General features: G+C 61.2%; 20 protein-coding genes and 1 pseudogene. 11 read left to right on the top strand and 10 right to left on the bottom strand.

Features of this window, described 5'->3' with window-relative positions; genetic code table 11:
- Positions 1-42: 42 nt before the first annotated feature.
- From CFII68_RS24955 to CFII68_RS24970, 4 genes are all read right to left on the bottom strand, one after another.
- On the bottom strand, positions 43-1368 hold the full coding sequence (locus CFII68_RS24955) for a hypothetical protein (RefSeq protein ID WP_018600542.1): 1326 nt from the start codon (positions 1366-1368) through the stop codon (positions 43-45).
- 83 nt (positions 1369-1451) lie between these two features.
- Positions 1452-2801, bottom strand: a complete 1350-nt coding sequence (locus tag CFII68_RS24960; RefSeq protein ID WP_018600539.1) for an aminotransferase class III-fold pyridoxal phosphate-dependent enzyme — start codon at positions 2799-2801, stop codon at positions 1452-1454.
- An 11-nt stretch (positions 2802-2812) separates the two neighbouring features.
- Positions 2813-4234: an aldehyde dehydrogenase family protein gene (locus CFII68_RS24965; RefSeq protein ID WP_018600537.1), complete on the bottom strand. Its 1422-nt coding sequence runs from the start codon at positions 4232-4234 to the stop codon at positions 2813-2815.
- Positions 4235-4318: 84 nt separating this feature from the next.
- Positions 4319-5767: an APC family permease gene (locus CFII68_RS24970; protein ID WP_018600535.1), complete on the bottom strand. Its 1449-nt coding sequence runs from the start codon at positions 5765-5767 to the stop codon at positions 4319-4321.
- A 511-nt stretch (positions 5768-6278) separates the two neighbouring features.
- Between CFII68_RS24970 and CFII68_RS28110 the strand changes: the two are divergent.
- The 4 genes and pseudogenes from CFII68_RS28110 to CFII68_RS24985 form a co-directional block, all read left to right on the top strand.
- Positions 6279-7472, top strand: a pseudogene (locus CFII68_RS28110) (HAMP domain-containing protein); the annotation flags it as partial.
- A 102-nt stretch (positions 7473-7574) separates the two neighbouring features.
- A complete protein-coding gene (locus tag CFII68_RS28105) occupies positions 7575-8330 on the top strand; it encodes a methyl-accepting chemotaxis protein (protein WP_371103353.1) in 756 nt (251 codons plus the stop codon).
- Positions 8331-8425: 95 nt separating this feature from the next.
- Complete coding sequence (locus tag CFII68_RS24980; RefSeq protein WP_018600532.1) at positions 8426-9595, top strand: efflux RND transporter periplasmic adaptor subunit; 1170 nt, start codon at positions 8426-8428, stop codon at positions 9593-9595.
- Positions 9596-9598: 3 nt separating this feature from the next.
- Positions 9599-12697, top strand: a complete 3099-nt coding sequence (locus tag CFII68_RS24985) for an efflux RND transporter permease subunit (RefSeq protein ID WP_018600530.1) — start codon at positions 9599-9601, stop codon at positions 12695-12697.
- 266 nt (positions 12698-12963) lie between these two features.
- Here CFII68_RS24985 and CFII68_RS24990 read toward each other — a convergent pair whose 3' ends face one another.
- From CFII68_RS24990 to CFII68_RS25005, 4 genes are all read right to left on the bottom strand, one after another.
- Entirely contained in the window at positions 12964-13812 is an 849-nt protein-coding gene (locus tag CFII68_RS24990) for an ureidoglycolate lyase (RefSeq protein ID WP_018600528.1), read from the bottom strand.
- A 31-nt stretch (positions 13813-13843) separates the two neighbouring features.
- On the bottom strand, positions 13844-14584 hold the full coding sequence (locus tag CFII68_RS24995; RefSeq protein ID WP_018600526.1) for an SDR family oxidoreductase: 741 nt from the start codon (positions 14582-14584) through the stop codon (positions 13844-13846).
- The gene (locus CFII68_RS25000; protein ID WP_018600524.1) at positions 14581-15963 is read right to left on the bottom strand and encodes an MFS transporter; all 1383 of its coding nucleotides are present in this window, start codon (positions 15961-15963) and stop codon (positions 14581-14583) included. The genes CFII68_RS24995 and CFII68_RS25000 overlap by 4 nt, the downstream gene beginning before the upstream one ends.
- 279 nt (positions 15964-16242) lie before the next feature.
- Positions 16243-17193 carry a LysR family transcriptional regulator gene (locus CFII68_RS25005; protein WP_018600522.1) on the bottom strand — a complete coding sequence of 317 codons (951 nt, stop codon included), beginning with the start codon at positions 17191-17193 and terminating at the stop codon, positions 16243-16245.
- Between the two features lie 113 nt (positions 17194-17306).
- Between CFII68_RS25005 and CFII68_RS25010 the strand changes: the two genes are divergently transcribed.
- The 3 genes from CFII68_RS25010 to CFII68_RS25020 all read left to right on the top strand — a co-directional run bounded on the left by CFII68_RS25010 (position 17307) and on the right by CFII68_RS25020 (position 20679).
- Positions 17307-18488: a fumarylacetoacetate hydrolase family protein gene (locus CFII68_RS25010; RefSeq protein ID WP_018600520.1), complete on the top strand. Its 1182-nt coding sequence runs from the start codon at positions 17307-17309 to the stop codon at positions 18486-18488.
- A gap of 49 nt (positions 18489-18537) precedes the next feature.
- Entirely contained in the window at positions 18538-20322 is a 1785-nt protein-coding gene (locus CFII68_RS25015; protein WP_018600518.1) for an IlvD/Edd family dehydratase, read from the top strand.
- Positions 20323-20460: 138 nt separating this feature from the next.
- A complete protein-coding gene (locus CFII68_RS25020; protein WP_003200762.1) occupies positions 20461-20679 on the top strand; it encodes a 4-oxalocrotonate tautomerase family protein in 219 nt (72 codons plus the stop codon).
- A 91-nt stretch (positions 20680-20770) separates the two neighbouring features.
- Here the strand turns inward: CFII68_RS25020 and CFII68_RS25025 are convergent, their stop codons facing one another.
- Entirely contained in the window at positions 20771-21448 is a 678-nt protein-coding gene (locus CFII68_RS25025) for a TetR/AcrR family transcriptional regulator (RefSeq protein ID WP_018600493.1), read from the bottom strand.
- Positions 21449-21596: 148 nt separating this feature from the next.
- Here CFII68_RS25025 and CFII68_RS25030 point away from each other — a divergent pair, with 148 nt between their 5' ends.
- On the top strand, positions 21597-22478 hold the full coding sequence (locus tag CFII68_RS25030; protein WP_018600491.1) for a DAPG hydrolase family protein: 882 nt from the start codon (positions 21597-21599) through the stop codon (positions 22476-22478).
- A gap of 19 nt (positions 22479-22497) precedes the next feature.
- On the opposite strand, the gene CFII68_RS25035 is transcribed toward CFII68_RS25030, so the two are convergent.
- Complete coding sequence (locus tag CFII68_RS25035; RefSeq protein ID WP_018600489.1) at positions 22498-23124, bottom strand: TetR/AcrR family transcriptional regulator; 627 nt, start codon at positions 23122-23124, stop codon at positions 22498-22500.
- Positions 23125-23543: 419 nt separating this feature from the next.
- Between CFII68_RS25035 and CFII68_RS25040 the strand changes: the two genes are divergently transcribed.
- Genes CFII68_RS25040 through CFII68_RS25050 form a run of 3 tightly spaced genes read left to right on the top strand, consistent with a single transcriptional unit; the run spans position 23544 to position 26305 of the window.
- Positions 23544-24626, top strand: coding sequence for a hydroxymethylglutaryl-CoA synthase (locus CFII68_RS25040; protein ID WP_018600487.1), 1083 nt, complete (start codon positions 23544-23546; stop codon positions 24624-24626).
- 31 nt (positions 24627-24657) lie between these two features.
- Positions 24658-25854 (top strand): thiolase family protein, encoded by a 1197-nt coding sequence (locus tag CFII68_RS25045; RefSeq protein ID WP_024618313.1) that lies wholly within the window; start codon positions 24658-24660, stop codon positions 25852-25854.
- A 10-nt stretch (positions 25855-25864) separates the two neighbouring features.
- Entirely contained in the window at positions 25865-26305 is a 441-nt protein-coding gene (locus CFII68_RS25050) for a Zn-ribbon domain-containing OB-fold protein (protein ID WP_018600485.1), read from the top strand.
- Positions 26306-26384 lie beyond the last annotated feature (79 nt).

The raw sequence follows: 26384 nt of genomic DNA, 5'->3' as shown, positions 1-26384 counted from the left end.
GATAAATCCCCTCGCCACAGGGTTTATCGAACACCCCCTGCCTCAGAACGGCACGGCCACCGTCACCTGGCTGTACACGTTGGTGCCATTGCCCGCCACTTGATTGCCCCCGGTCGTTGCATCCCGATCCGGCTTGTAGAGGCCTATCAGCGGCGTGATGATCAAATGCTCGTTGACGGCCCACTCGGCATACAGATCCAGCTCACGGGCATCCAGGTTCAGGGCGCTATCTTTGCGTACCGTGTTGAAATCAAAGTACAGCGCACCAAGGGTCAGGTTTTCCAACGGTTTGGCTGTCAGGCCGACATGATGAATGCCCGTGTTGCTGTTGAAGGGTCCGGCATAATTACCCGCGACTTCACCCTGGAACCAGGTGCCATAGCCCGTGCTGAGCCCGGTGAACAGCGAGTCCCACTTTTGCGAATAACGGGTGTAGCGATACGTCAGCTTCGGGGCCCAGGCGAGATCGGCAAAGGTGTAGCCGGCCTCGGCGTACCAGGCGTTCTGCGGGCCGGCGTCCTTGTCCTGCCAGGCGTATTCGAATGCCAGGCTGGCGTTCTCGATGCCCGCGTCGCCTTCACCACGAATGCTGTAGACGTTCATGCCCTTGCGTTGCTTCTGGAAATCGCTGGCCCACTGCTCGTTCACGTCAAGACCATGTATCCAGGTCAGTCCCAACGTGCCCGCCTTGGCGGTGTAATCGAGCGTGCCGGCGGCCAGTTCGGTTTCGGCCTGGGCGCGGTTATCGGATTTGAGCCACACCACACTGCCATGCAGCCCATCCTGCCCGCCCAGACGTAATACGGCGGTTTGATCAAACGCGTGCCGGGCAGCCAGGTAATAGGCGCCACCGCGATTCAAGCGACCATCGGCAGGCCCTTTGCCCAGGTTCGGCCCGTCATCGTTGATCAAGAATCCCCTGCCCAGCTTGACCACCTGGCGGCCGCCGGAAATATCGACGCCGTCCTGCCCCAACACGGGAAACAGATCGGCGGAACGCCACCCCAGGTAAGCGTCTTCAATCTTCGTCGTGCGCTCGCTGCCCAACGTATTGCCGGCCGCGTCGCCATCGCCCCAGGTGGCGGAACTGACCAGGCTGAACGCCCCGTAGGCGGTGCCATGGCCGGCCAGGCCCTGGTCGCCGCTGACGCCATACTTGATGAAGCCTTCGCGCCAGGTTGAACCACCTGGCGTGCCGTCGTAGTTCTTGCGACTGTTGAAAAGACCGAACACGGCCAGCATGTCGGCGTTGAGGTGAGTGTCGTCATCGGCATACAACTCATAGGCCTGGACCTGACTCGCAGCGCAGAGCGCCAGCGTACAGGCAAGGCCACTGCCGAAAAATCCCATACGCGATAGGTTCCGCATGGCTAGAGCTCCTTGTGGTGCGCCTTTGATAGGCTGTTTTTATATTCAGGAGCCGGTGCCGCAAGCGGCGCCGGCTGGCTGGGCTAACGGCAGTCGGCAAGCGCGCTGTCCAACGCGCCGACCATCATGGCGGCCTCGTCGGACGTGAGGGTCAGCGGCGGCGACATCACGATTTTGTTGCCTATCGGGCGCATCAATACGCCGGCCAGGCGCGCCTGCTCGGCAATGCGCGAGGCCAGGCCCGTAGCCGGATCAAGCGGCTCGCGCGTGGCCTTGTCCGCCACCAGGTCCACGGCGATCATCAAGCCCTTGCCGCGCACTTCGCCCACTACCGCATAACGCTCGGTCAGCGGTTGCAGTTGTTCCAGCAACTGGGCACCGACCTTCCCGGCGTTGCCCGGCAAATCCTCGGCCTCGACGATGTCCAGCACCGCCAGGGCCGCCGCGCAGGCAGTCGGGTGCCCGCTGTAGGTGTAGCCGTGCATGATGACGTTGCTGAAACCCGGGCCGTTCTCGATGGCATCGACCATGCGCTGGTTGAAGACCGTGGCGCCCATGGGGATGTAACCGGCGGTGATGCCCTTGGCCAGGCACAGTACGTCGGGGGCGACACCCCAGCCACGACTGCCGAGCATGCAACCGGTGCGGCCGAACCCCGTCACCACTTCATCGGCGATCAACAGGATGCCGTGACGGTCGCAGACTTCGCGCAGCCCCTTCCAGTAGTACGCCGGCGGCACGATCACGCCGCCGGCGCCTTGCACCGGTTCGGCGATCAGCGCGGCAATGGTCTGCGGGCCGAGCAGCGCGATCTGGTCTTCCAATTGACGAATGCAGTGCGCGGTCAGTTCTTCCGGATCGCGGCAGTCCCAGGGGTTGCGGTACAGCCACGGCGTGTCGAGCAGATGACAGCCAGCCAGCAGCGGCCCGTGGTTGTAGTGATACACGCCGTTGCCGCCCACGGAGGTGCCGCCCACGTGCACGCCATGGTAACCATTGCGCAATGAGAGAAAGCGCGTGCGCCCTGGCTCGCCGCTGGCGATCCAGTATTGGCGGGCCATTTTCAGGGCCGTCTCGACCGCGTCGGAACCGCCGGAACTGAACAACACCCGGGTCATGTTTTCCTGGGCGAACATCGACGTCAGCCGCTCGGCCAGGTCGAACACCCGCGGATGGGCGATGCCGTCGAAGGTCTGGTAATAAGCCAGTTCGTCCAGCTGCGCGGCAATGGCCGCCTTCACTGAAGCCCGGTTATGGCCCACGTTCACGTTCCACAAGCCGCCGACACCATCGAGCATGCGATGGCCTTCGATGTCGGTGATGTAGTTACCGTCGCCACGGGCGATGATCAACGTCTTGGAGCGGTTCGCCGGCGCCGAAGAACTCATCGGGTGCCAGAATTTTTTTTGTGCTGTCTTGTAGTGCTCGTACATGGTTGCAGTCCTCACTCTGTTTCACGCTTGCGTACGTACAGCAGTTGCTGGCCGGTGAATTCCAGCAACCCTTCAAGGCCGAACTCGACGCCGAACCCGGACATCTTGCTGCCGCCAAACGGCGTATTCGGCTGGATCTGCGCATGGCAATTGACCCAGGCCATGCCACATTCCAGGCGACTGGCCAGGGCCTGTGCCTGCTCGCTGTCGCGCCCCCAGACCGATCCACCCAGGCCCATGTCGCCCGCATTGGCGCGACGCAGGACATCCTCGACATCCTGGTAGGCAATCAGCGGCAACACCGGCCCGAACTGCTCCTCATCCACCAGGCGCTGCCCATCGGTCACATCGGCGACCAGCGTCGGCGGATAGAAAAAGCCCGGGCGGTCCAGACGAGCACCGCCACACAACACCCGCGCCCCCTGGGCACGGGCATCGGCCACCAGTTCCTCAACCAGCTTCAACTGTTCGAGGTTCTGCACCGGGCCAAACGTGACCCCGGGCGCCAGGCCCTCACCCACCACCTGACGCCGGGCGATCAGGGTCAGGGCCTCGGCAAAGGCCTCGTACTGGGATTGGTGGATGTACAAGCGCTTGAGGGCGGCGCAGGTCTGCCCCATGTTCAGGAATGCGGCCTGGAAAATATCTTCGGCGACCGCCTCGACCGAGGTGCCTGGCAGCACGATGGCGGCATCGTTGCCGCCCAGCTCCAGGGTCAGGCGCTTGAGGTTGCCGGCGGCGCCGCGCATCACGCTTTGGCCGGTAGCGGTGGAGCCGGTGAAGACAATTTTCTGGATACCGGCGTGGGCGGTGATCGCACTGCCGAACCCTTGCTCACCGGTCACGCTATTGATCACGCCCCGAGGCACGTGGCGAGCGATGACTTCCACCAGGCGCAGGGTGCTCAAGGGGGTCAGGCTCGACGGTTTGCTGATCACGCAGTTACCGGCCCGCAATGCCGGCATGATGTGCCAGACAGCGATCATGAACGGCCAATTCCAAGGCGTGATCGACGCGACCACGCCCAACGGCTTGCGGTGCAGTTCAATACGCTGGGTTGGGGTTTCTTCCACCAACTCCACGGGAATCTGCTGCTCGGCGGCATAACGCGTCCAGGCCACCGCGCCCATCACTTCGGAGAACGCCAATTCCAGTGGTTTGCCCTGTTCCAGGACAATGAGCGGGGCCAAGGCCTCGGCTTCCTGTTCGAGATCGGTAGCGATGCTCAGCAGGCGCTGGCGGCGATCTTCATGGGTGCTGTGTCGCCACTCGACAAAGGCCGACTGCGCCGCTTCGACAGCGAGGTCCAGCTGGGCCAGGGAACCGGCCGCGCATCGAGCGAACACCTTACCGGTCGCCGGATTGAGCACATCAAAGTGCCCGTTCTCACCGTCGACCCGAGCCCCATTGATGAGCATTTGATAATCGTGCATAAAACCTTCCTTTCACGCGCTGACGAACCGTCCCGAACGACAGCGGACTTGTTTTCTGGGTGGATTGACGTTGTGCCTGACGCCTTAGAGCTTGTGGCTTCCCAGCGCCATGAATCGCTCGGGCGATGCCTTGCGCAATCGAGCGGCGAGGAACACACCGACGATCAGCGCGGCGGGAATCACCGCGCATAGGCCATAGGACAGGAGCTGGCTGGCGCCGGTCAGCACGTCGAAATGAATCACCGCAAGGGCCAGGACCACCAGCAATGCCAGGCACGAAAAGACCGGAAGAATCCGACCGCGCCAGAGCCCCAGCTTCAGCTCCGGGTGTGCACGGAAATAGACAAACACCGCCGCTGAGGTCAGCGCCATGAGCAGGATCACGCACAACGTGGCCAGGTTGGAAAACCAGGCGAACAGCTGAAGGATCGGATCGGCGTCCAGCGCGGCGAAGATCAGCACCACCACCGCCGCGATCAGGCTTTGCAGGACCGAGCCCATGTGCGGACTCTGGTGCACGCGATGGGTGGTGCCCAACCGGCTGTGCAGCAAACCGTCGCGGCCGATGGCATAGAAGTAACGCGCCGCGGCATTGTGGAACGCCAGCAGCCCGGCGTAGATGCTGACCATGAACAGCACGCGGATGATCTGGGTCAGGTGCGGGCCGACAAAATGATCGGACATGCCGTAGATGAACGTCGTCGGATCCTGGAGCGCCTGCAGGGTCGGCACGATCTTGTCGGCCCCGACGCCGATCACCATCGCCCAGACCGACAAGGCATAGAAACCACCGATCAACAGCACCGAGCTGTAGGTGGCAATGGGAATCGTGCGGTGCGGATTCCTCGCCTCCTCGCCGTAGATGGTGGTGGCCTCGAAGCCGATGAACGCCGCGAAGCAGAACAGCAAGCCGATGGACGGCGTGCCGCTGAACACATGGCGGCGCTCGAACGAATCGAGATTGATGCCACTGTCGCCACCGGTCTTGAGAATGGCGAAATCCAGCGTCAGGATTGCCAGGTACTCGGCAATCACCACCACCGACAGCACCCGGGCCGACAGGTCGATCTTGCGATAGCCAAGAATCGCAATGCTCGCCATTGCCAGGAGCGAATAGGTCCACCAAGGCAAGTCCAGGCCAAAGACGCTGGCCATCGTGCCACTGACCACCCCACCGAACATGCCATACAGGCCGACCTGGAGGATGTTGTAGGCAAACATTGCCAACACACCCGCCGCGCCACCGGCCAGGCCACCCAAACCGCGGGAGGTGAAGGCATAGAAACCACCGGCGTTGGTCATGTGGCGGGACATGGCGGTGTAGCCCGCCGAGAACGCCAGTAACACCAGCAAGGCCAGGAGCAGCAATGCCGGTGTGCCAGCGCCGTTGCCCAGCATGATGCCAATGGGAAAACCGCCGGCGATGACGCTCAAGGGACTCGCCGCCGAAATCACAAAGAAGATGATGAAACCGACACCCAAGGCGCCGCGCTTCAACTCCGTCGAACTGCTGATCGGGAAAGATACGCTCATTTTTTTGACCTTGTTGTATGAGGCAGTTGTTGCTGGATCGCAGACGCCAGCTTCGCCGACGTCCAAAAGCTTATTGTTCTGCTTGCACGCTGGATTCGATGCTAGGCCGTTGCCAAACCCCCTCGCTATCCCAAAACGGCAGCATCCGAAGCCGCGCCCCAAAACAGGTCAGCCCCATCAGAGCCAAGGACATTCCTGTGGCGAGGGGATTTAGCGAAACGTCGCACCGCCCCGCTGGGGCGCGAAGCGGCCCTAAATGCAGGCAACCCGGTGTATCAGACAGATTGAGTTGACTGCTTAGGGGGCTGCTGCGCAGCCCAACGGGGATAAATCCCCTCGCCACAGGGGACGTCGTCGCTCTAAGTGCCCCGCATTAGCCCAATGTCGGCGCACAACGGCTGCCGATTCGGGATAACCGGCAGGCGCTTCCTGCCGCAAGATAGCCTCGCCCGTCCTTCAAACAGTGCTGGGCCCAAAACAATAAAAGCCCCTAAGCGCAGGAAACTTCAGCATGTTCTTCGCTCGTCTCTCTATCCAATGGCGAATCACGCTCTTGAGTGGCCTGTGCCTGCTCGCCGTCGTCGGCGCACTGACCGGTGCCTCCCTGTATCAGAACCAGCAAGGCGCGACGCTGCTCAAGCAGCAAAGCAGTCAACTGCTCGGGCGCTCGGCCCTGGAAGGTTTGCAGGCACAGGGCCTGGCCCACGGTCAGCGGGTGGAACGCTTTTTCAGCGAAACGGCGATCTATGGGGAGGGCTTTGCCCAGCAGGTCTTGCAACTGCGCGCCCAAGCGTGGAGCGGGCGACTGACGCCAGGGCAACTGCGCCGGGACCTGATCGCCGCGACCCGCCAAACCCTTCAAAACCGCGAAAAAGTCCTCGGCTTCTACGTGGTGCTGCTGCCCGACGCGCTGGTCGGTGAAGATGCCGCTTTCACTGGCCAACGCGATCTGGCCGGCAATGAAAAAGGTCGCTTTGCCCTGTACTGGTCGCAAAGCCAACCCGGCCATTTGGTGCAAGAGGTGCTCAGCGAAGCCCAGATCAGCGCCAACACCGCACCACCGGGCAGCGAGCCGGAGAATGCCTGGTACGTCTGCCCGCAAACCCAGGGGCGCACCTGCGTGACAGAGCCCTACGCGATCGAGGTCGAAGGCCAGAAGACGTTGATGAGCAGCATCTCCATACCGTTGCTGGACCAGGGTAAAGTCATCGGCGTGGTGGGCATGGACATCAGCCTCGATACCCTCCAGCAACTCGCCGCCAGCCTTGCCAACGACCTGTATCCCGGCCACAGCGAGATCAACATTCTTTCCCCGTCAGGGCAAGTTGCCGGCCATAGCGGCACGGTTGACGGCACCTCCGTCGACGCTCGACAAGCCGTGCAAACCGTCCCCGACAATCCCCCCTGGCAATTGCAGATACGCGTGCCCGAAGCACTTGTGCAAGCACCGGCCCTGCACATGCAGGCACAGTTGGACGACAAGCATCGCCAGGCCAACTGGTTCAACCTCAGCCTGGGCTTGCTGGCTGCCGGCCTGGGCCTGTTGCTCATCTGGCTCACCGCTTACGGCGTGACCCGGCCGCTGCTGCGGGTGGCGCATATGCTCGATGCGATTGTCGACGGCGACGGCGATCTCACCCAGCGCCTGCCCAACGACCGCCACGATGAATTGGGCCTACTGGCGAAGGGCTTCAATCGCTTTCTCGACAAATTGCAGCCCATCATCCGCGATATCCAGCAAGCCTCCCTGGACACCCGCAACACCGCCGACACGTCGGCTCAGGTGGCCCGGGAAGTCAGCGCGGGCATGCACACGCAGTACCGGGAAGTCGAACTGGCGGCAACGGCCTTGCATGAAATGAGCACCAGTGCCCAGGAAGTGGCCCGCCATTCCCACCAGGCGGCCGATGCCGCCACCGTCGCCGAAAGCGCCAGCCGATCGGGGCGTGAACTGTTCGCCAACGCGGTCTCCAGCATCGACAGCCTGGACCGGCGCCTGGAGACCACGCTTGAGCAAGTGCAGGCGCTGGCCGGCAACAGTCAACACATCGGCCAGGTGCTGGACGTGATCTGCGCCATTGCCCAGCAGACCAACCTGCTGGCCTTGAATGCCGCCATCGAGGCCGCCAGGGCGGGTGAACAGGGCCGTGGCTTCGCGGTGGTGGCCGACGAAGTGCGGCATCTGGCGAGTAATACGCAGAATTCGGTCGAACAAATACGCTCGGTGATCGAAGCGTTGCAGCAACTGAGTCAGGACGTCGTGCACAGCACCCAGTCGAGCCGCGAGCTGGCCAGGGACAGCGTCGCTCACGTCGACAAGACCCAGGCAGCACTGCAGCGCATCACCGACGCAGTGGAAGTGATCGAACACATGAACCAGCAGATCGCCAGCGCTGCCCTGGAGCAAAGCGCTGTGGTGGAAGACATCAGCCACCGCGTCAGCGACATTCGCGGGATCAGTGAAACCTTGACCAGCCGCATGGGAGAAGCCTCGCAGGCGAGCCACTCGTTGCGTGCGATGGCCAATCATCAACAGCAACTGGTCGGTCACTTTCGGATTTAGGGGCCATTACACAATTTCACAGAGCGCCTACAAAGCTTCACCCCTGTCGTTGGACTCGATCCCTACCATGGGCAGCTCAATAGTGGGGAAGCACCATGTCCAAGATTCCTTTCGTCACACTGGGCCTGTTGGTCGGGGCGCTGCTGCTCGGTGGCTGTGATAGCACCTCGACCCCAGAGGCATCCGCTCCGCTGGCAAGCGTGCGCGTCGAAACCGTCCAGGCCCGGCCACTGTCGATCAGCAACGAGCTGAGCGGCCGGATCGCCGCGCCGCGGGTGGCCGAAGTCCGGGCGCGGGTGGCCGGCGTGGTCTTGCAGCGGGTGTTTCGTGAAGGCCGCGACGTCAAACAGGGCGAGGTGCTGTTTCGCATCGATCCGGCACCGTTCAAGGCCGACCTGGACAGTGCCGAAGCGGCGTTGCGCAAGGCCGAGGCCAATGCGTTCCAGGCCCGTTTGCAGGCACAGCGTTATGCCCAGTTGATCGATGACAAGGCGATCAGTGGCCAGGATTACGACAACGCCCGGGCCAGCGTGCGCCAGACCGCCGCTGACGTCGCGGCCAGCAAGGCCGCGGTGGAACGAGCGAAGCTGAACCTGGGGTACGCCACGGTGACCGCGCCGATTTCCGGACGGATCGGTCGCGCCCTGGTGACGGAAGGCGCCCTGGTCGGGCAGAACGAAAGCACGCCGTTGGCATTGATCCAGCAGCTGGACCCGATCCACGCCGACCTCACGCAGTCGACCCGCGAACTCAACGACCTGCGCCGCGCCTTTCGCACAGGGCTTTTGCAAGCGGTCGGCCAGGGCCAGGCCAAGGCCACGTTGATTCAGGACGATGGCAGCCCCTATCCGCTGCCCGGCAAATTGCTGTTCACCGACCTCAGCGTCGACCCGAGCACCGGCCAGATCACCCTGCGCAGCGAATTCCCCAACCCCGACCTGGACTTGCTGCCTGGCAGTTTCATTCGCGTGCGCCTGGAACAGGCGGTCAACAGCCAAGGCATCACCGTGCCGCAGCGGGCGATTTTGCGAGACAGCGCCGGAGTCGCCCAGGTGTTGCTGCTGGATGCCGAGCAGAAGGTCAGCCAGCAACCGGTGCAACTGGGCGCCGCGCAAAACGATCGCTGGGTCGTCACGCAAGGTTTGAAGCCCGGCGACCGCCTCGTCATCGAAGGCCTGCAACACGCCCGTCCCGGCGAGCAGGTCCGGGTCGACGATTCCCCACTTCCCCTCGCCCAGGTTCCCGGGCCACAGGCAGGACACTAAGCCATGCCGCAATTCTTCATCGACCGCCCGGTGTTCGCCTGGGTCGTCGCGTTGTTCATCCTGTTGGCCGGTATCCTGGCCATCCCGCAACTGCCGGTGGCGCAATACCCGGTCGTGGCCCCGCCACAAATCGAGATCTACACCGTCTACCCGGGTGCTTCGGCGCAAACCGTGGACGAAAGCGTGGTCAGCCTGATCGAGGAAGAACTCAACGGCACCGACAACCTGCTGTATTTCGAGTCCCAGAGCAGCCTGGGCAGCGCCACCATCACCGCGACCTTCCAACCCGGCACAAACCCGGAACTGGCCCAGGTCGACGTGCAGAACCGCCTCAAGGCCGTGGAGTCGCGCCTGCCGCAAGCGGTGACCCAGCAAGGCTTGCAAGTGGACAAAGTCTCCGCCGGCTTCCTGCTGCTGATCACCCTCACCTCCAGCGACGGCAAGCTCGACGACGTGGCCCTCAGCGACTACCTGGCGCGCAACGTGATGAACGAGATCAAGCGCCTGGACGGTGTCGGCAAGGCCCAGTTGTACGGGGCCGAACGGGCCATGCGGATCTGGATCGACCCGCAGAAACTCGTCGGCTTCAACCTGACCCCGGCCGACGTCAATGCCGCCATCGTGGCGCAGAACGCCCAGGTATCGGCCGGCAGCCTGGGCGATTTGCCGAGCCGCAGCACCCAGGAAATCACCGCGACCATCGTCGTCAAAGGCCAGCTCAACACGCCGCAGGAGTTCGCCGACATTGTGCTCAAGGCCAACCCCGATGGCTCGACGGTGCGCATCGCCGACGTGGCACGGGTGGAAATCGGCAGCCAGGAATACCAGTTTTCCACGCGCCTGAACGGCAAGCCGTCCACTGCCGTGGCGGTACAACTGTCGCCGGGCGCCAACGCCTTGAACACCGCGACCCTGGTGCGCAACAAGATGGACGAGCTGTCGCGCTACTTCCCGGCCGGCGTGGAGTACAAGATTCCCTATGACACGTCGCCGTTCGTCAAGGTCTCGATCACCAAGGTGATCTACACCCTCGGCGAGGCGATGTTGCTGGTGTTCGCGGTGATGTTCCTGTTCCTGCAGAACATCCGCTACACCCTGATCCCGACATTGGTGGTGCCGGTGGCGCTGATGGGCACCTTCGCGACGATGCTCGCGCTGGGGTTCTCGATCAACGTGCTGACGATGTTCGGCATGGTGCTGGCCATCGGCATCCTGGTGGACGATGCCATCGTGGTGGTGGAGAACGTCAAGCGGATCATGGCCCAGGAAGGCTTGTCGCCCAAGGAGGCCACGCGCAAGGCCATGGGGCAGATCACCGGGGCGATCATCGGCATCACCCTGGTGCTGGTGGCGGTGTTCATTCCGATGGCCTTCATGCAGGGCTCGGTGGGGGTGATCTACCAGCAGTTCTCGCTGTCGATGGCGACCTCGATCCTGTTCTCGGCGTTTCTCGCCCTGACCCTGACCCCGGCGCTTTGCGCGACCTTGCTCAAACCGGTCGCCAAAGGTGATCACCACGCCAAGACCGGTTTCTTCGGCTTGTTCAACCGTGGGTTCGACCGATTCGGCGAGCGCTATCAAGGGTGGGTGGCCTATGCGGTAAAACGCAGCGGCCGTTATCTGCTGATCTACGGCGTGTTGCTGGTGGGCATGGGCCTGCTGTTCAGTCGCCTGCCCTCCTCGTTCCTGCCGGTGGAAGACCAGGGCTACACCATCACCGACATCCAGCTGCCACCGGGTGCCAGCAAAAACCGGACGGTGCAGGTGGTGGAGCAGATCGAAGCCCACAACGCCGGCGAACCGGGAGTCGGTGACAGCACGATCATTCTCGGTTTCAGCTTTTCCGGCAGCGGGCAGAACGCGGCCCTGGCCTTCACCACCCTCAAGGACTGGTCGCAACGCGGCGCCGATGATTCGGCGGCGTCCATCGCCGACCGCGCCAACCTGGCGCTGAGCCAGATCAAGGACGCCATGGCGTTCTCGGTGCTACCACCGCCGGTGGACGGCCTGGGCACCTCCAGCGGTTTCGAGTTCCGTTTGCAGGACCGTGGTGGCCTCGGCCATGCCACCTTGATGCAGGCCCGCAGCGAATTGCTCGCCGCCGCCGACAAAAGCCCGATACTGATGAATGTGCGTGAAAGCGCCCTGGCGGAGGCGCCGCAGGTGCAATTGGAGGTCGACCGCAAGCAGGCCAATGCCCTGGGCATTTCCTTTGCCGACGTCGGCAGTGTGTTGTCCACGGCAGTGGGTTCGACCTACATCAACGACTTCCCCAACCAGGGGCGCATGCAACGGGTGGTGGTCCAGGCCGAGGGCGACCAGCGCAGCCAGGTCGAAGACTTGCTGAAGATTCATGTGCGCAACAACAGCGGAAAAATGGTCCCGTTGTCAGCCTTCGTCCAGGCCCGCTGGACCCAGGGGCCGGCGCAATTGACCCGCTATAACGGTTATCCGGCGGTGAGCATTTCCGGTGAGCCGGCACCGGGCTACAGCACCGGGCAAGCCATGGCCGAAATCGAACGACTGGTGGCCCTGGGGCCGACGGGCCTGGGCCAGGAATGGACCGGGTTGTCGTTGCAGGAACGTTTGTCCGGCAGCCAGGCACCCATCCTGTTGGGCCTGTCGCTGCTGGTGGTGTTCCTGTGCCTGGCGGCGCTGTATGAGAGCTGGTCGATCCCGACCTCGGTGTTGCTGGTGGTGCCGCTGGGTGTGCTCGGCGCGGTATTGGCGGTGTCGTTGCGCGGCATGCCTAACGACGTGTTCTTCAAGATCGGGCTGATCACCATCATCGGCCTGTCGGCGAAAAACGCGATCCTGATCATCGAGTTCGCCAAGAGCCTGTACGACGAAGGCCACGACCTGATCGACGCCACGCTCCAGGCTGCACGCCTGCGCCTGCGGCCGATCATCATGACCTCGCTGGCCTTCATCCTTGGGGTGGTACCGCTGGCGATTGCCACGGGCGCCAGTTCGGCAAGCCAGCAGGCCATCGGTACCGGAGTGATCGGCGGGATGATCACCGCGACGCTGGCGGTGGTGTTTGTGCCGGTGTTTTTTGTGGTGGTGATGAAGCGTGTCAGGCGTGTTGATCCCAAGGGATGATGCAAACTGACCCACCGCTATCGCGAGCAAGCTCGCTCCCACAGTGGATCTTCAGCGGGCACAATATCCGCGTACATCCGCAATCCTCTGTGGGAGCGGGCTTGCTCGCGAAGAGGCCAGCACATTCAACATCTTCATTAACTGTGACGCCGCCTTCGCGAGCAAGCCCGCTCCCACAGGGGCCTGCGAGGCACATGAATTTTGTGCCTGTCGAAGATCCACTGTGGGAGCGAGCCTGCTCGAGATGACGGCAACGAGCCCGATGATCAGTCCGCCTGCACCGTGACCTGACGCTGCTCGCCCAACCCCTCGATCCCAAGGCGAATGGTCTGTCCCGGCCGCAGGAACACCGGGTTGGGCTTGATGCCCAGGCCAACACCCGGTGGTGTGCCGGTCGAGATGACGTCGCCGGGTTGCAGGCTCATGCACCGGCTCAGGTAGGCAATCAGTTGCGGCACGCTGAAGATCAGCGTTCGGGTATTGCCGTTCTGATAGCGGTGTCCGTCGACCTCCAGCCACAGGTCCAGCGTATGCGGGTCGGCAATGTCGTCCCGGGTCACCAGCCACGGCCCGAGGGGGCCGAAGGTGTCGAAGCCCTTGCCCTTGTCCCAGGTGCCGCCGCGCTCCAGCTGCCACTCGCGCTCGGACACATCGTTGATGACGCAGTAGCCGGCGACATGCTCCATGGCATTGGCTTCGTCGATGTAGCGCCCGCCTTTACCGATGACCACGCCCAGTTCGACTTCCCAGTCGGTCTTGAGCGAGCCGCGCGGGATCTGGATGTCGTCGTTCGGCCCACAAATGGCACTGGTCCATTTGTTGAAGATGATCGGCTCCTTGGGCACCTCCATATTCGACTCGGCCGCATGGTCGGCGTAGTTCAAGCCAATGCAGATGAATTTGCCGACCTGGCCGACGCAGGCACCGATGCGCGGCTGGCCGGCCACGATCGGCAGGCTGCGCGGGTCGAGGGCGGCGAGCGCTGCCAGGCTGTCCGGGCCAAGGACCTGCCCGGCGATGTCCGGCACATGGCCCGAGAGGTCGCGGATCTGATTGTCGGCATCCAACAGCCCGGGTTTTTCCGAACCTTTTTCGCCGTAGCGCAATAGTTTCATGTCGTGCTCCTGCTCAAGTGAAGACCGGGGTTCAGATGCTCATGCCACCGTCGATGATGTGGATGGCACCCGTGGTGTAGGCGGACGCATCGCTGCCCAGGTACAACGCCAACTGCGCGATCTCTTCAGTGTGGCCGATGCGGCCCATGGGCTGGCGGTCGAGAAATTGCCGGTAGACCTGCGCCTCATCGACGCCCTGCTGCGTGGCCTGATCGGCGATGCGCTGGCGCAACGAGGGTGAATCCACGGTGCCTGGGCAGATCGCGTTGCAGCGGATGCCCTGGCTGACGAAGTCGATGGCGACGGCCTTGGTCAGGCCCACGACTGCAGCCTTGCTGGTGGCATAGGCGAAGCGATTGGGCACGCCCTTGACGCTGGAGGCCACCGACGACATGTTGATGATCGAACCGCCGCCACGGCCCAGCATGCCCGGCAGGAACACATGGATCATCCGGTACATGGCCGTGACATTGAGGTCCATCGAACGTGCCCAGGCGGCTTCGTCGCAGTCGAGGATGTTGCCGCTGTGCACAAAGCCTGCGCAGTTGAACAGCACGTCGAGCCCACCGATGCGTTCGCAGGCGGCGCTGATGGCAGCGGGCGACGTGACATCCAAGGGCATGGCGGTAATCCCTTCGATCCCCGCCAATGCCTGGATATCGATGTCAGTGGCGAACACCTCGGCACCGGCTCGGGCGAAGGCAATGGCGCTGGCCAAGCCAATGCCCTGCCCCGCTGCCGTCACCAGTACGCGCTTGTTTTGTAGGTTCATGCGGTCTCCAGTTGGGCTGCCGTGGTGGCGTGCTTGGGTGTCCTGCCGAGCATCGAGGCGGGAATGGCCAGGATCAGTCCACCGCTGACCAAAAGACACAAGGCCAGTACATAGGTGCCGTTGTTGATGTTGCCCGTGAGGGTTTCGGCCACGGCGGTGATCATCGAACCGGTGAAGCCCGACAGGTTGCCGATGGCGTTGATCATGCCAATGCCGGCAGCGGCAGCGACGCCCGACAGCACGGTGCCCGGCAGGGTCCAGAAAATCGGCATCAGGCTGAGGATCCCCGAGGCGGCGACGCTGAGAAAGAGCACCGACAGCACCAGGTTGTCAGCGAAGAAAGCACTGAGGATCAGGCCGACACCGCCAATGAAGGCTGGGATCGCCGCATGCAGGCGCCGCTCGCCGGTGCGGTTGGAGTGCCGGGCGTTGAGCAGCATCGCCACCATCGCCACCGAGTAGGGGATGGCGGTCAGCAAACCGATGTGCAAGCTGTTGGTGATGCCGGTGCTCTTGATGATCGACGGCATCCAGAACGCCAGGCCGTAGAAGCCGGTGTTGAAGGTCAGCAGGATCAACACCAGCAACCACACCCGAGGGTTGAAGAACACTTCGCTCAAGCGCGTGGCCTTGCCCTGGTTGTCGGTTTGCAGGTTGGCCTTGAGCAGGGCTTTTTCCGCGACCGACAGCCATTTGGCTTTGTCGATGTTGTCGGCCAGGCAGACGATCACCACGAACGCCATGATGATCGAAGGAATGCCTTCGATGAGCAACATCCATTGCCAGCCAGACAGGCCATGCACCCCTTGCATGCTGTTCATCAGCCAACCGGAGAGTATCCCGCCCAGGGTCAGGCTGACCGGCAACGCCAGCAGGAACCCGGACATCACCCGGCTCTGCCGGTGGGTCGGGAACCAGTAATTGAGGTACAGGATCACGCCGGGGAAAAAGCCCGCTTCACAGATGCCCAACAGAAAGCGCAGCACGTAGAACATGGTGCTCGATTCGACGTGGAACAAGCCCGCCAGCGGCACGGTGTAGGCCACGGCCATGGACACCACCGCCCAGGTCAGCATGATCCGGGCAATCCAGAACCGCGCGCCAAAGCGATGCAGCAACAGGTTGCTGGGGACTTCGAAGAGGAAATAGCCCCAGAAAAACATACTGGCGCCCAAGGCATACACGGTGTTGCTGAATTGCAGCTCGTTGAGCATGTCGAGCTTGGCGAACCCGATGTTCACTCGATCGAGGTACGCCGCCATGTAGCACAACAGCAACACGGGCAGGATCCGCCAGATCACCTTGCGGTAGGTCCGGTCTTCGAAATCCAGTTCGCAGGCGGGAGCCTGCGCGGGCAACTGCTCGGAGATGGTTTGCATGAGGTAACCCCTGATTGTTTTTATTGGGTCACGTCGAATGAGCGAATCATCCGGCGATTGAACGAGGACTCTACTGTCGGGGAACGATTCTTTCCCAATGGCATTTTTGGATTAGTTGATAACGAGGCGTTATCAACTAATCCTCAAGTCCATGGAACCTGTAGCGAGTTATCCGTGGGAGCAAGGCTTATCTTGCCCGCGATGAAGACGACGCGGTTTGAGGGAAAACGCGGCGCCTGCATCGCGGGCAAGCCTTGCTCCCACAGACTTATCTTGCCCTTAAGCAGGCTGCATGGCGGCCAGGCGGGCGTTGTCCTTGAGGATCTCGGCGAACTCCAGCGCCGCGCCCACCAACGGCTCATCCTTGCGCGTGAGAATGCCGTAGTCCTGCGGCACCAGGTGCAACGGGGTATCGAGAGTCTTGAGCTGGCCGCTTTCGAGCAGCGGATCGACCATCGCATTGGGCAGCATGCCGATCATGGGCCCGCGTTGCAGCACCTGGAGGAAGGTCTGCATCGAAATGGTGTCGATGGTGTTGCGCGGCATTCCCACCCCGGCCTCGGCGAAGGCCAGCTCCATGCGTGCGCGAATCGGCGTGCCGACCGGATAGAGAATCCACGGCAAGTCCACCAACTGCTGCAAGGAGACCGGGCCCGCGCCGGCCAACGGATGGCGATAGTTGACCACGATGCAGAACGGTTCCGGGGCCAACGGCTGGAAGTCATAGCGCTGCTGCTGGCTTTGATCGGTAAAACGGGCCACCGCCAGGTCAAGCGTCTTCTCTTCAAGCATCTCCATCAGGTGGTTACTGGTCTGCTCCACCACTTCAATCGACAGCAACGGCCAGCGCTGCTTGATCTGCAGGATCGCCTCGGGCAACGCCACCGCAGTGGCGGCAAAGATCCCGCCGACCTTGAGAAAACCGTGCCCCCCCTCGCGCAAGCTGCTGATCTGTTCGACGAACGAGCGCGCATCATTCAAGGCAATCTGCGCATACCGCAGTACGTGTTCGCCCAAAGCCGTAGGCGGCATGCTCCGAGGCAACCGCTCGAACAAGGCAAAGCCGAGCAGGCTTTCGATTTCCTTGAGCATCTTGCTGATGGCCGGCTGGCTGAGGTTCATCTGCTGCGCCGCCAGGTGCATGTTGCGGGTGCGCCCCAACGTGTCGATCAGCAGCAAGTGGCGGAATTTTAGCCAGCCGCAGAAGCTGGAGAAGGACAGATCTGACATGGCGATTCCTCAGGCCGTCGATAACCCGACGTTATCAAATACTGAATATATCTCATTGGAGTTTATCGAGCGGCCACCCTAGCGTGAAGGCTTTACGAACAGGAAGACTTGCCATGTCGCTACTGCTTAATCCCGAGAACACCCTGCCCGTCGATGGCGTGGCCGGTACCCTGATTGGTCGTGCCTGGGTGCCAGGCCGAATCGCCGGGCCTTCGCCCATTGCGTTGCGCAGCGACGGTGTGTTCGATCTCTCGGATCGTTTTGCGACATTGAGCGATCTGCTGGAAACAGAATCGCCGCTGGCCGCCGTGCGACAGACGCCCGGTACCTTCATCGCCAGTGTCGAAGCCCTGCTGGCCAACACCGGCCCTAATGCCGACCCGAGCAAGCCGTCGCTGTTGCCGCCACTGGACCTGCAAGTGATCAAGGCCGCCGGCGTGACCTTCGCCGCCAGCATGATCGAGCGGGTGATCGAGGAACAGGCCGGCGGCGACGCGGCGAAGGCCGAAGCCGTGCGCACCACGGTGCACAGCGTGATCGGCGACAACCTGCGCACGATCGTGCCGGGCTCCGAGCAAGCCATGCGCCTGAAGGACTTGCTCATCGAACAGGGCATGTGGTCGCAGTACCTGGAGGTCGGCATCGGCCCGGATGCGGAAATCTTCACCAAGGCACCGGTCCTGGCCGCCGTGGGCAGCGGCAGCCGCATCGGCATTCATCCGATATCGCAATGGAACAACCCGGAACCGGAAGTGGTGCTGGCGGTGAACAGCCGGGGCCAGATCCACGGCGCCACCCTGGGCAACGACGTCAACCTGCGGGACATCGAAGGCCGCAGTGCGCTGTTGCTGAGCAAGGCCAAGGACAACAACGCTTCCTGCGCCATCGGGCCGTTCATTCGCCTGTTTGACGAACACTTCAGCCTGGATGACGTCCGCTCCTGCGTGGTCGATCTTAAGGTACAGGGCGAAGACGGCTACCGCCTGCAGGGTTCGAGTTCCATGAGCCAGATCAGCCGTGACCCGCAGGACCTGGCGGGCCAGACGCTCAACGCCAATCACCAATACCCGGATGGTTTTGTGCTGTTTCTCGGTACCCTGTTCGCCCCCACCGAAGACCGTGACCATGCCGGCAGCGGTTTCACCCACAAACGCGGTGACGTGGTCAGCATCAGCAGCCCGTTGCTCGGCAGCCTGCATAACCAGGTGACCCACAGCTGCGATGCCGCGCCCTGGACCTTTGGTGTCAGCGCCTTGCTGCGTAACCTCGCCGCCCGAGGCCTGCTGGAGCGCTAAAACGCCACGACCGTGACCGATTCATCCAATTACAAGAGAGAAATGAATCATGAGTGACACGTCAAAACGCCGCCTGCGCAGCGAGCAATGGTTCAATGACCCGGCCCACGCGGACATGACCGCCCTGTATGTCGAACGCTACATGAACTACGGCATGACCCGCGAAGAGCTGCAATCAGGACGCCCGATCATCGGCATCGCCCAGACCGGCAGCGACCTGACCCCCTGTAACCGCCATCACCTGGAACTGGCCCAACGGGTCAAGGCCGGTATTCGTGATGCCGGCGGCATTCCCATGGAATTCCCGGTGCACCCGATCGCCGAACAGTCGCGCCGCCCCACTGCCGCGCTGGACCGCAACCTGGCGTACCTGGGGCTGGTGGAGATTCTTCACGGTTACCCATTGGACGGCGTGGTGCTCACCACCGGCTGCGACAAGACCACCCCGGCCTGCCTGATGGCGGCGGCAACCACCGACCTGCCGGCCATTGTCCTGTCCGGCGGGCCGATGCTCGACGGTCACCACAAGGGCGAACTGATCGGCTCCGGCACCGTGCTCTGGCATGCGCGCAACCTGATGGCCGCCGGCGAGATCGACTACGAAGGCTTCATGGAAATGACCACTGCGGCATCGCCGTCGGTGGGTCACTGCAACACCATGGGCACCGCCTTGTCGATGAACGCCCTGGCCGAAGCCCTGGGCATGTCGCTGCCCGGTTGCGCGAGCATTCCGGCGCCCTATCGCGAGCGCGGGCAAATGGCCTACGCCACCGGCAAGCGCATCTGCGAACTGGTGCTGCAAGACATACGCCCGTCACAGATCATGACCCGCCAGGCCTTCGAGAACGCCATCGCCGTCGCCTCGGCACTCGGCGCTTCGAGCAACTGCCCACCGCACCTGATCGCCATCGCCCGACACATGGGCGTCGAGTTGAGCCTGGACGACTGGCAACGGATTGGCGAAGACGTGCCGCTGCTGGTCAATTGCATGCCGGCAGGCAAGTACCTGGGTGAAGGCTTCCATCGGGCCGGCGGCGTGCCAGCGGTCATGCACGAACTGCAAAAAGCCGGACGCCTGCACGAAGACTGCGCCACGGTCAGCGGCAGGACCGTCGGCGAAATCGTCAGCAACAGCCTGACCAGCAACGCCGATGTGATCTATCCCTTCGATACCCCACTCAAGCACCGCGCCGGCTTTATCGTGCTCAGCGGCAATTTCTTCGACAGCGCGATCATGAAGATGTCGGTGGTGGGCGAGGCGTTTCGCAAGACCTACCTGTCCGAACCCGGTGCCGAAAACAGTTTCGAAGCCCGGGCCATCGTGTTCGAAGGGCCGGAGGATTACCACGCCCGCATAGACGACCCGGCGCTGGACATCGACGAGCGCTGCATCCTGGTCATTCGCGGTGTCGGCACCGTGGGCTACCCCGGCAGTGCCGAAGTGGTGAACATGGCCCCGCCGGCGGCACTGATCAAGCAAGGCATCGACTCCCTGCCTTGCCTGGGCGACGGCCGCCAGAGCGGCACCTCGGCGAGCCCGTCGATCCTCAACATGTCCCCGGAAGCGGCCGTGGGCGGCGGCCTGGCGTTGCTGAAAACCAATGACCGGCTGAAAGTGGACCTGAACACACGCACCGTGAACCTGCTGATCGACGACGAAGAGATGGCCCGGCGCCGACTCGCGTGGACGCCGAATATCCCGCCTTCGCAAACGCCCTGGCAGGAGTTGTACCGGCAACTGGTGGGGCAACTGTCCACCGGGGGCTGCCTGGAGCCGGCGACGTTGCATCTGCGCGTGATCGCTCGTAGTGGTGAGCCGCGTCATTCGCACTGAGTCCAGACGGACGATTGTTCACATACGTTGAATGCTGATGCCAACCCAGAGGGATTTATTCCAAGGGCGTAAAGGAGAAAGATGCGCGCCAGGGGCCTTCGCCCTGCCGCATCTTTCTCACACCCACGGAGCCGATCCATGCCATTTGCCAACTACAAATTCCCCGAAGGGATCCTGGACCACGCTCGCAAAGAAGAGATCATCCATCGCACCACAGAAATGTTCGTCGAGTACTTCGGCGAGGGCGTCCGTCCGTTCACCATGGTGCTGGTCGAAGAGGTGGCAGACGGCGGATGGGGGCGCGCGGATGAAACGCTGACGCTAGCGAAGATGGGGCTGCCTGCCAAAGGACAATAGCGCCTGTGGAGCATCAACGATGCATCGCGCTCCCCGTTGGCGACTGTGACGGCACGCGTCGCCATCGGTAGCCCCCAATAACCATGGACCGTCAGCTTGCAGCGTCGTGCGCAGTCGCCGCCACTGCCTGGAGCCCACCAAGGGCATAGCTCATCATGTGGTCGATCAAACCCTGCGGCTCGAGACTCAAGCCTTGCAGCACATGCTGCTTTAACGGCTGATGGGCGATAAGTAAAAAAAGACAGGGGGCGAAGACGCTGATGGCGCTGCGCAAGGTTGTCGGGTGATCCGCTGGCAAGTTCATGATTTGCCCCAGCAAGCCACGCAGTATGTGCGCCTTGGGAAACGACTGCTCCTTGAGTACCACCTCAAACTCGGGAGAAGGCGAAAGCACTTCGCGCGTGAGCACTTTCAGCGCCCAGCCATCCGGATGGTCGTGCAGGCGCTCGACCAGCACGGTGATGAGGGCACGTAATTTGTCTTGCGGCGACCCTGGCCGCTCGTTAAGCGAAACCAGCGTTTCCATGCGCACCAACCGAGCGTGGGCTTCGAGCAATACCGCGCGGTACAGGCCCTCTTTGTTTACGAAGTGATAATTCACCGCCGCACTGTTGGCTTGCGAACGTTCGCAAATCTGCTTGCTGGTGGTGTTGGCCAACCCTTGTTCGGCAAACAACTCACCCGCCTTTTCCAGAATCTGCAACCGCGTTGCCTGCCCATCGAGTCGCGAAGCACGAGGCAGGGAAGGCTTGCCAATGGCATTGTCCATGAGCTCATCTCTTTATAGTTCTAATTCAAATTTGACTTTTTATTTCGGCCTACCTATTTTGGTCCCGTCATTGTCCCTTTACAACACCGCGCGAGGACTTCGCAGCCGATGCTGCGGGCTTTTCACGCACTACCAAGGAAATACCGTCATGGAAGCGCGCGTAATGACACCTTTCACCTACTTCTCATTGCCAATGCAGAAGCAGTTCCTGGCCAATCAGCGGGCCATCCAAGGCAAACCCTACGCCGACTTTTTCCGCTCGAAGATCAGCGTGCCGCTCAGCGCCGTCGAAAAGATACAGCAAGGCCCCATGCCCTTGGCTGACACCTTGACGCCCAGCGTTGAAGACCTTAACCGCATGCTCGCCGCTGATTTCATTAGCGAAGAGGCCGGATACGCCCTGCTGCCAGGGCCGATGGCCTACGTGCAAAGTCGCAAGTTTTTCCCCAACTGCACAGCTGAAATGCTCAAGTGGTGGTTCATGTGGCATCCGCTGGAGGCTGAACGCTACACCCTGTGGTTTCCTTATGCCCATGTGGAAAACCCCTGCGTTCATCACGAGCGACTCCTGGACGATACCCTGAGCTTCGAGGAGCGTTTGTACGGCAATACCTTTTGCGCCTCTGAGTACGTCGGTGACCGTCTCATGCACCTGCACATTGATTTCAGGGACCCCTGCGAGCTGGGCTTCTGTCCGGACCTGTACCGCGAATCCAAAATAGACGGCAGCGTCAGCGCCTTGATGAGCCTGGCCCACGAACCGCAAGTGCCGGTGTCGCTGATGGCGCACTTGTTCAAGGAGTGTCCGGAGGGTTTGTACCTGACGAGCCGCTACTGGGTCGGCAGCCACCCTGCCATGCAGCGTTTTCCAGGCGCCGAGCGAGCCGCTCGGCTACTGGAAGAAAACGGCCTGGGAGAAGTGGAGCTGGAAACCCTGGCTTATGAATTTGCGGTGCATGACTTGTGTGAGTTCAACCACCTGGCCAGCATCCTGCCGAGCCTTCATGCACGATTCAGCGGCACGAAATAAGCGCAACCCCTCCCGATAATCAGGCTTCGGCGGCGTCTTGAACCGCCGCCGAAGTCGAGCGCATTGCCCCGTTCAGCAGCAGTGTCGTGAACTCATTGATATCTGCTTCCACCTCCAACTGCTCAGTCAAAAGCCGGTACCAGCAAAACCCAAAGATCATGTCCAGGAGCAATTCACGCGACGTGTCCTTGGGCAACTCGCCCTGCTGAATAGCATTTTCCACCAGCTTGCGAGGCAACTCCCTACGTCGCTCCATGAATTCATCTTTCAGTTTGGGCAGCGTGCAGGGATCGAGTTGCGCCTCAGCGATGACACACCGAAAAGCCTCCCCGCAAATGGTTTCTCGCCAGACCTTCCAGAGATTGAGCAGCAAGAAATTGAGGTTCTCCTTGAAAGAGCCTTTATCAGGCTCTTTGCGAATCTGCTCGCTTTCACTCTCGTAGACCTCGGCGATCAAGGCTGCCTTGTTACCCCACCACCGGTAGATTGTCGGTTTGCTCGCGCCAGCGCGACGGGCCACCGCCTCGATGCTCAGCCCCGAGTAACCGCACTCCTTGAGGGTTTCTATGGCAGAAATGATGATCGCTTTGTGCGTGTGAGGGCTCCTCAATGAGCCAATGGAGCTCCGAGATGGTTTACGGGCCATAAATCAAAATCTCCAATATGGCGCTTGACAAAAGAGACTCAGGGTATAGGATTCTCTCGAAAAGCAATGAAACGGATCGTTTCGTTTTGTATGTTTATTTGATCTCAGCTTCTGCTTAGCAGGGGGTCTCTTGAGCGCTTATTACCTCTATATAGGGAGATACGAGAAGGAAAGTCATAAATTTTTAACGCTACCTTAACGATACGGTACGTTTCGTATCATACATAATGATTGTACGAAAACAAGCCTATTGTTCATAGGTTGACCGGTAGGTTCTGTCGCTTGGACCTGCCGATTTATGAGGCATGGGACCGCCATTTATCACTTTGCGAGCACCAATAGATAGTTTCTAAATATTTCATGCACCTGTCACGGCGTTCTGCCAGCAGGTGAAAGAACGGAATCTGGAGGAAGTACACATGAATAAAGTAGGAATTGTGAGCTATGGCGCGGGCATCCCGGTCTGCCGGCTCAAGGTGGACGACGTGATCCAGGTGTGGAAAAACACCGATTTGAGCTTGGTAAAGAGTCAATTGGGCATCCTTGAAAGGGCTGTGCTGCAACCTGATGAAGACGTCATCACCTTGGGCGTGCTAGCCGCGCAACGCGCGCTGGACAAAGCACCGCCTTGTTCCCTTGAAGCGCTTTATCTTGGCACCTGCACCAATCCATATGACTCCCGGGCCTCGGCCGCGATCATCCTGGAAATGCTTGGCTGCGGCTATGACGCCTTTTGCGCAGACGTGCAGTTTGCCGGCAAATCAGGCACCAGCGCCCTTCAGATTGCATACGCCTTGGTGGCATCGGGCATGGTGGGCAACGCGTTGGCAGTGGGCGCCGATACGATCAACCGCAACACCGCCCCCGGTGATTTGACAGAGTCTTACGCCGGAGCGGGCGCCGCGGCCCTGCTGTTGGGTACAGAAAATGTGATCGCGCACTTTGACGCAAGTTTTTCTTGCGCGGCGGATGTCGCTGACAACATCAGGCCTCAAGGGGACCGCTATATCCGGTCGGGAATGGGACTGGGCTCGGACAAGAACAGCATCGGCCTTGAAGACCAGACTCGCCGTGCTGCCTCGGGCTTGATGGCCAAGATCCATGCGCAGGCCGCTGATTTCGATTATGTCGTCTTCCAGCAGAACCTGGTCTCAACCCCCTACTCTCTCGGCAAGCACCTGGGATTCACGACGGCGCAAATCGAACCTGGCATCTATGCCCAGAACGTCGGTGATGCCGGGGCAGCGAGCCCTTTGCTGGGTTTGGTCAACGTCCTCGATCAAGCGCGTCCCGGTGAAAGAATCCTGGTGGTTTCCTATGGGTTTGGTGCGGGCAGCGATGCCATTGCCTTGACCGTCACCAATGCCATCGAAGCCTATCAAAAGACCAACGTTCCGCTGCGCACGCTGCTGGAGGATAAGTACTACGTGGATTACGGGACGTCGATCAAGTACGAGTTCAAATACTTGCGGCCCGACTATGCCCTGACGGCCTATCTCTGATTCCAATCCATCCAGCAAGGAGCACCTTTTTATGAGCGCACGACGCGTTGCTATCGTTTCGGCTGCCTATACCCCTAAACCGGGAAGTTCCAGAGTTCGTCAGACTTTCAAGGAGATGATCGTCGAGTCCGCCTACCAAGCACTCAACGCCATCAAGATGCATCCCCGCGAACTCCAGGCAGTTGCCTATGGCTACCACGGTGAAGGTATTTCTGAATACGGAGGCCTGGGCCCGACCATTTCCGATGCCCTGGGTATCAGCCCTGCCCCCACGTTCATGAGTACTGCCAACTGCACCAGCAGCTCGGTGTCTTTCCAGATGGCTCACCAAATGGTCGCCTCAGGTGAATACGACATCGTCCTGTGCGGCGGCTTTGAAAAAATGACCGACCACATCAACTACGCCGAATACATCGGCTCCAGCACTGAATGTGAATACGATTATTTTCTCGGCATCTCACACACAGACGCCTTCGCCCTGGCGACCGCCGAGTATTTTGAAAAGTTCGGTTATGCAGGACGCGAAGCGGATGTATTGGCGACGTTTGGGCGGCAGATGCGTATCTATGCCCATAACACCCCCACGGCTACCCGCTATGGCGTGCCGATTCCGTCCCTCGAAGCACTCAAGAGTAGCGAAGCCTGTGGCTCGATGCTGGCCTGGGGTGAAGCCAGCGGTTGCGCCATCCTGGTGGCCGAACACCTTGCGCACCGTTACACCACCCAACCGGTATTTATCCGTGGCTGTGCCTACACCGGCGTATCGCACTATTTCGGCACGCGCTATCACAACCCGACGCTGCAATTTCCGGGGCTGCCAAAAGATGTAGGCATGGCGGTTTCCGCCAACTCGATAGCCTGCGCCGAAATCGCCTACAAAAAAGCTGGTATCACTGCAAAGGATATCGATGTGGCGCAAGTCTACGACTTGCTGGGCGCCGGGTTGATTCAAATGGAGTCCATGGGCGTATGTGGTCCAGGCCAGGCAGGCGACTTCGTATTGGAAGGCGGCATAGCCCTTGATGGGCAACTTCCCCTGAACACTGACGGCGGCAACATCGGGCGCGGCCACGCCTCCGGTTGCGATGGGATTTTGCACATTACTGAGTTGTTCCGACAGCTTCGCGGCGAGTCCAACAACCAAGTCAAAGGCGCCCGTATTGGCGTCTCGCAAAACCTGGGCGGTTACGCCGCGCACAACAGTGTCATTGTGCTTTCCAACGATTAAGGAGCCGACCATGTCCCTTTACCCTGAACAAATTCACCGCATGACCACTGCCAGCATGTTGCGCGAATGGCGCGAGCACGGCGGCAAATACCGTCTCGAAGGCAGCCGTTGCCAGGATTGCGACGAGATCTTCTTCCCCCGGCGCACCGTGTGTGGCGCGTGCAATTCGTTGAATGTGGAACCGTATCGCTGCGCACGCACCGGCACGATCCAAGTCAGCGCTCATGCCGAGAATCCGATACTGGCGGCCATGGGCTATGGCGAAACCGTGCCCCGTTTCATGGCGATGGTGCGCCTGGATGATGGCCTGGTGATTGCCTCGGAAATCGTTGATGTCATCGATCCCCGGCAAGTCGTCAGCGGTGCGCCCGTGCGCATGGTTATTCGCAAACATGTCCGGGAAAGCAACTTGGCCTGGCAATATGCCTATAAGTTTGTCTTGGTGAAATAACCAACAAGGCGTCCGCTACACCCCGCTCTTTCGATAACAACAGTCAAGTTTTTGGCCTCCCAGCCCGCTGCTTTGATTC

Origin of the sequence: Pseudomonas sp. CFII68 (assembly GCF_000416195.1) — a bacterium.
In the GTDB taxonomy this organism is placed as follows: domain Bacteria; phylum Pseudomonadota; class Gammaproteobacteria; order Pseudomonadales; family Pseudomonadaceae; genus Aquipseudomonas; species Aquipseudomonas kilonensis.
Note: the sequence above shows the minus strand (reverse complement) of the source record. Positions and strands in the feature narration are given on the sequence as shown.

Coding starts and splice junctions, on each gene's coding strand:
- CFII68_RS25050 (WP_018600485.1), top strand. CDS start 25,865: ATGTCCCTTTACCCTGAACAAATTCACCGCATGACCACTGCCAGCATG.
- CFII68_RS25045 (WP_024618313.1), top strand. CDS start 24,658: ATGAGCGCACGACGCGTTGCTATCGTTTCGGCTGCCTATACCCCTAAA.
- CFII68_RS24960 (WP_018600539.1), bottom strand. CDS start 2,801: ATGTACGAGCACTACAAGACAGCACAAAAAAAATTCTGGCACCCGATG.
- CFII68_RS25010 (WP_018600520.1), top strand. CDS start 17,307: ATGTCGCTACTGCTTAATCCCGAGAACACCCTGCCCGTCGATGGCGTG.
- CFII68_RS24955 (WP_018600542.1), bottom strand. CDS start 1,368: ATGCGGAACCTATCGCGTATGGGATTTTTCGGCAGTGGCCTTGCCTGT.
- CFII68_RS24965 (WP_018600537.1), bottom strand. CDS start 4,234: ATGCACGATTATCAAATGCTCATCAATGGGGCTCGGGTCGACGGTGAG.
- CFII68_RS24970 (WP_018600535.1), bottom strand. CDS start 5,767: ATGAGCGTATCTTTCCCGATCAGCAGTTCGACGGAGTTGAAGCGCGGC.
- CFII68_RS25020 (WP_003200762.1), top strand. CDS start 20,461: ATGCCATTTGCCAACTACAAATTCCCCGAAGGGATCCTGGACCACGCT.
- CFII68_RS25040 (WP_018600487.1), top strand. CDS start 23,544: ATGAATAAAGTAGGAATTGTGAGCTATGGCGCGGGCATCCCGGTCTGC.
- CFII68_RS25000 (WP_018600524.1), bottom strand. CDS start 15,963: ATGCAAACCATCTCCGAGCAGTTGCCCGCGCAGGCTCCCGCCTGCGAA.
- CFII68_RS24990 (WP_018600528.1), bottom strand. CDS start 13,812: ATGAAACTATTGCGCTACGGCGAAAAAGGTTCGGAAAAACCCGGGCTG.
- CFII68_RS25025 (WP_018600493.1), bottom strand. CDS start 21,448: ATGGACAATGCCATTGGCAAGCCTTCCCTGCCTCGTGCTTCGCGACTC.
- CFII68_RS25030 (WP_018600491.1), top strand. CDS start 21,597: ATGGAAGCGCGCGTAATGACACCTTTCACCTACTTCTCATTGCCAATG.
- CFII68_RS24995 (WP_018600526.1), bottom strand. CDS start 14,584: ATGAACCTACAAAACAAGCGCGTACTGGTGACGGCAGCGGGGCAGGGC.
- CFII68_RS28105 (WP_371103353.1), top strand. CDS start 7,575: ATGCACACGCAGTACCGGGAAGTCGAACTGGCGGCAACGGCCTTGCAT.
- CFII68_RS24980 (WP_018600532.1), top strand. CDS start 8,426: ATGTCCAAGATTCCTTTCGTCACACTGGGCCTGTTGGTCGGGGCGCTG.
- CFII68_RS25015 (WP_018600518.1), top strand. CDS start 18,538: ATGAGTGACACGTCAAAACGCCGCCTGCGCAGCGAGCAATGGTTCAAT.
- CFII68_RS25005 (WP_018600522.1), bottom strand. CDS start 17,193: ATGTCAGATCTGTCCTTCTCCAGCTTCTGCGGCTGGCTAAAATTCCGC.
- CFII68_RS24985 (WP_018600530.1), top strand. CDS start 9,599: ATGCCGCAATTCTTCATCGACCGCCCGGTGTTCGCCTGGGTCGTCGCG.
- CFII68_RS25035 (WP_018600489.1), bottom strand. CDS start 23,124: ATGGCCCGTAAACCATCTCGGAGCTCCATTGGCTCATTGAGGAGCCCT.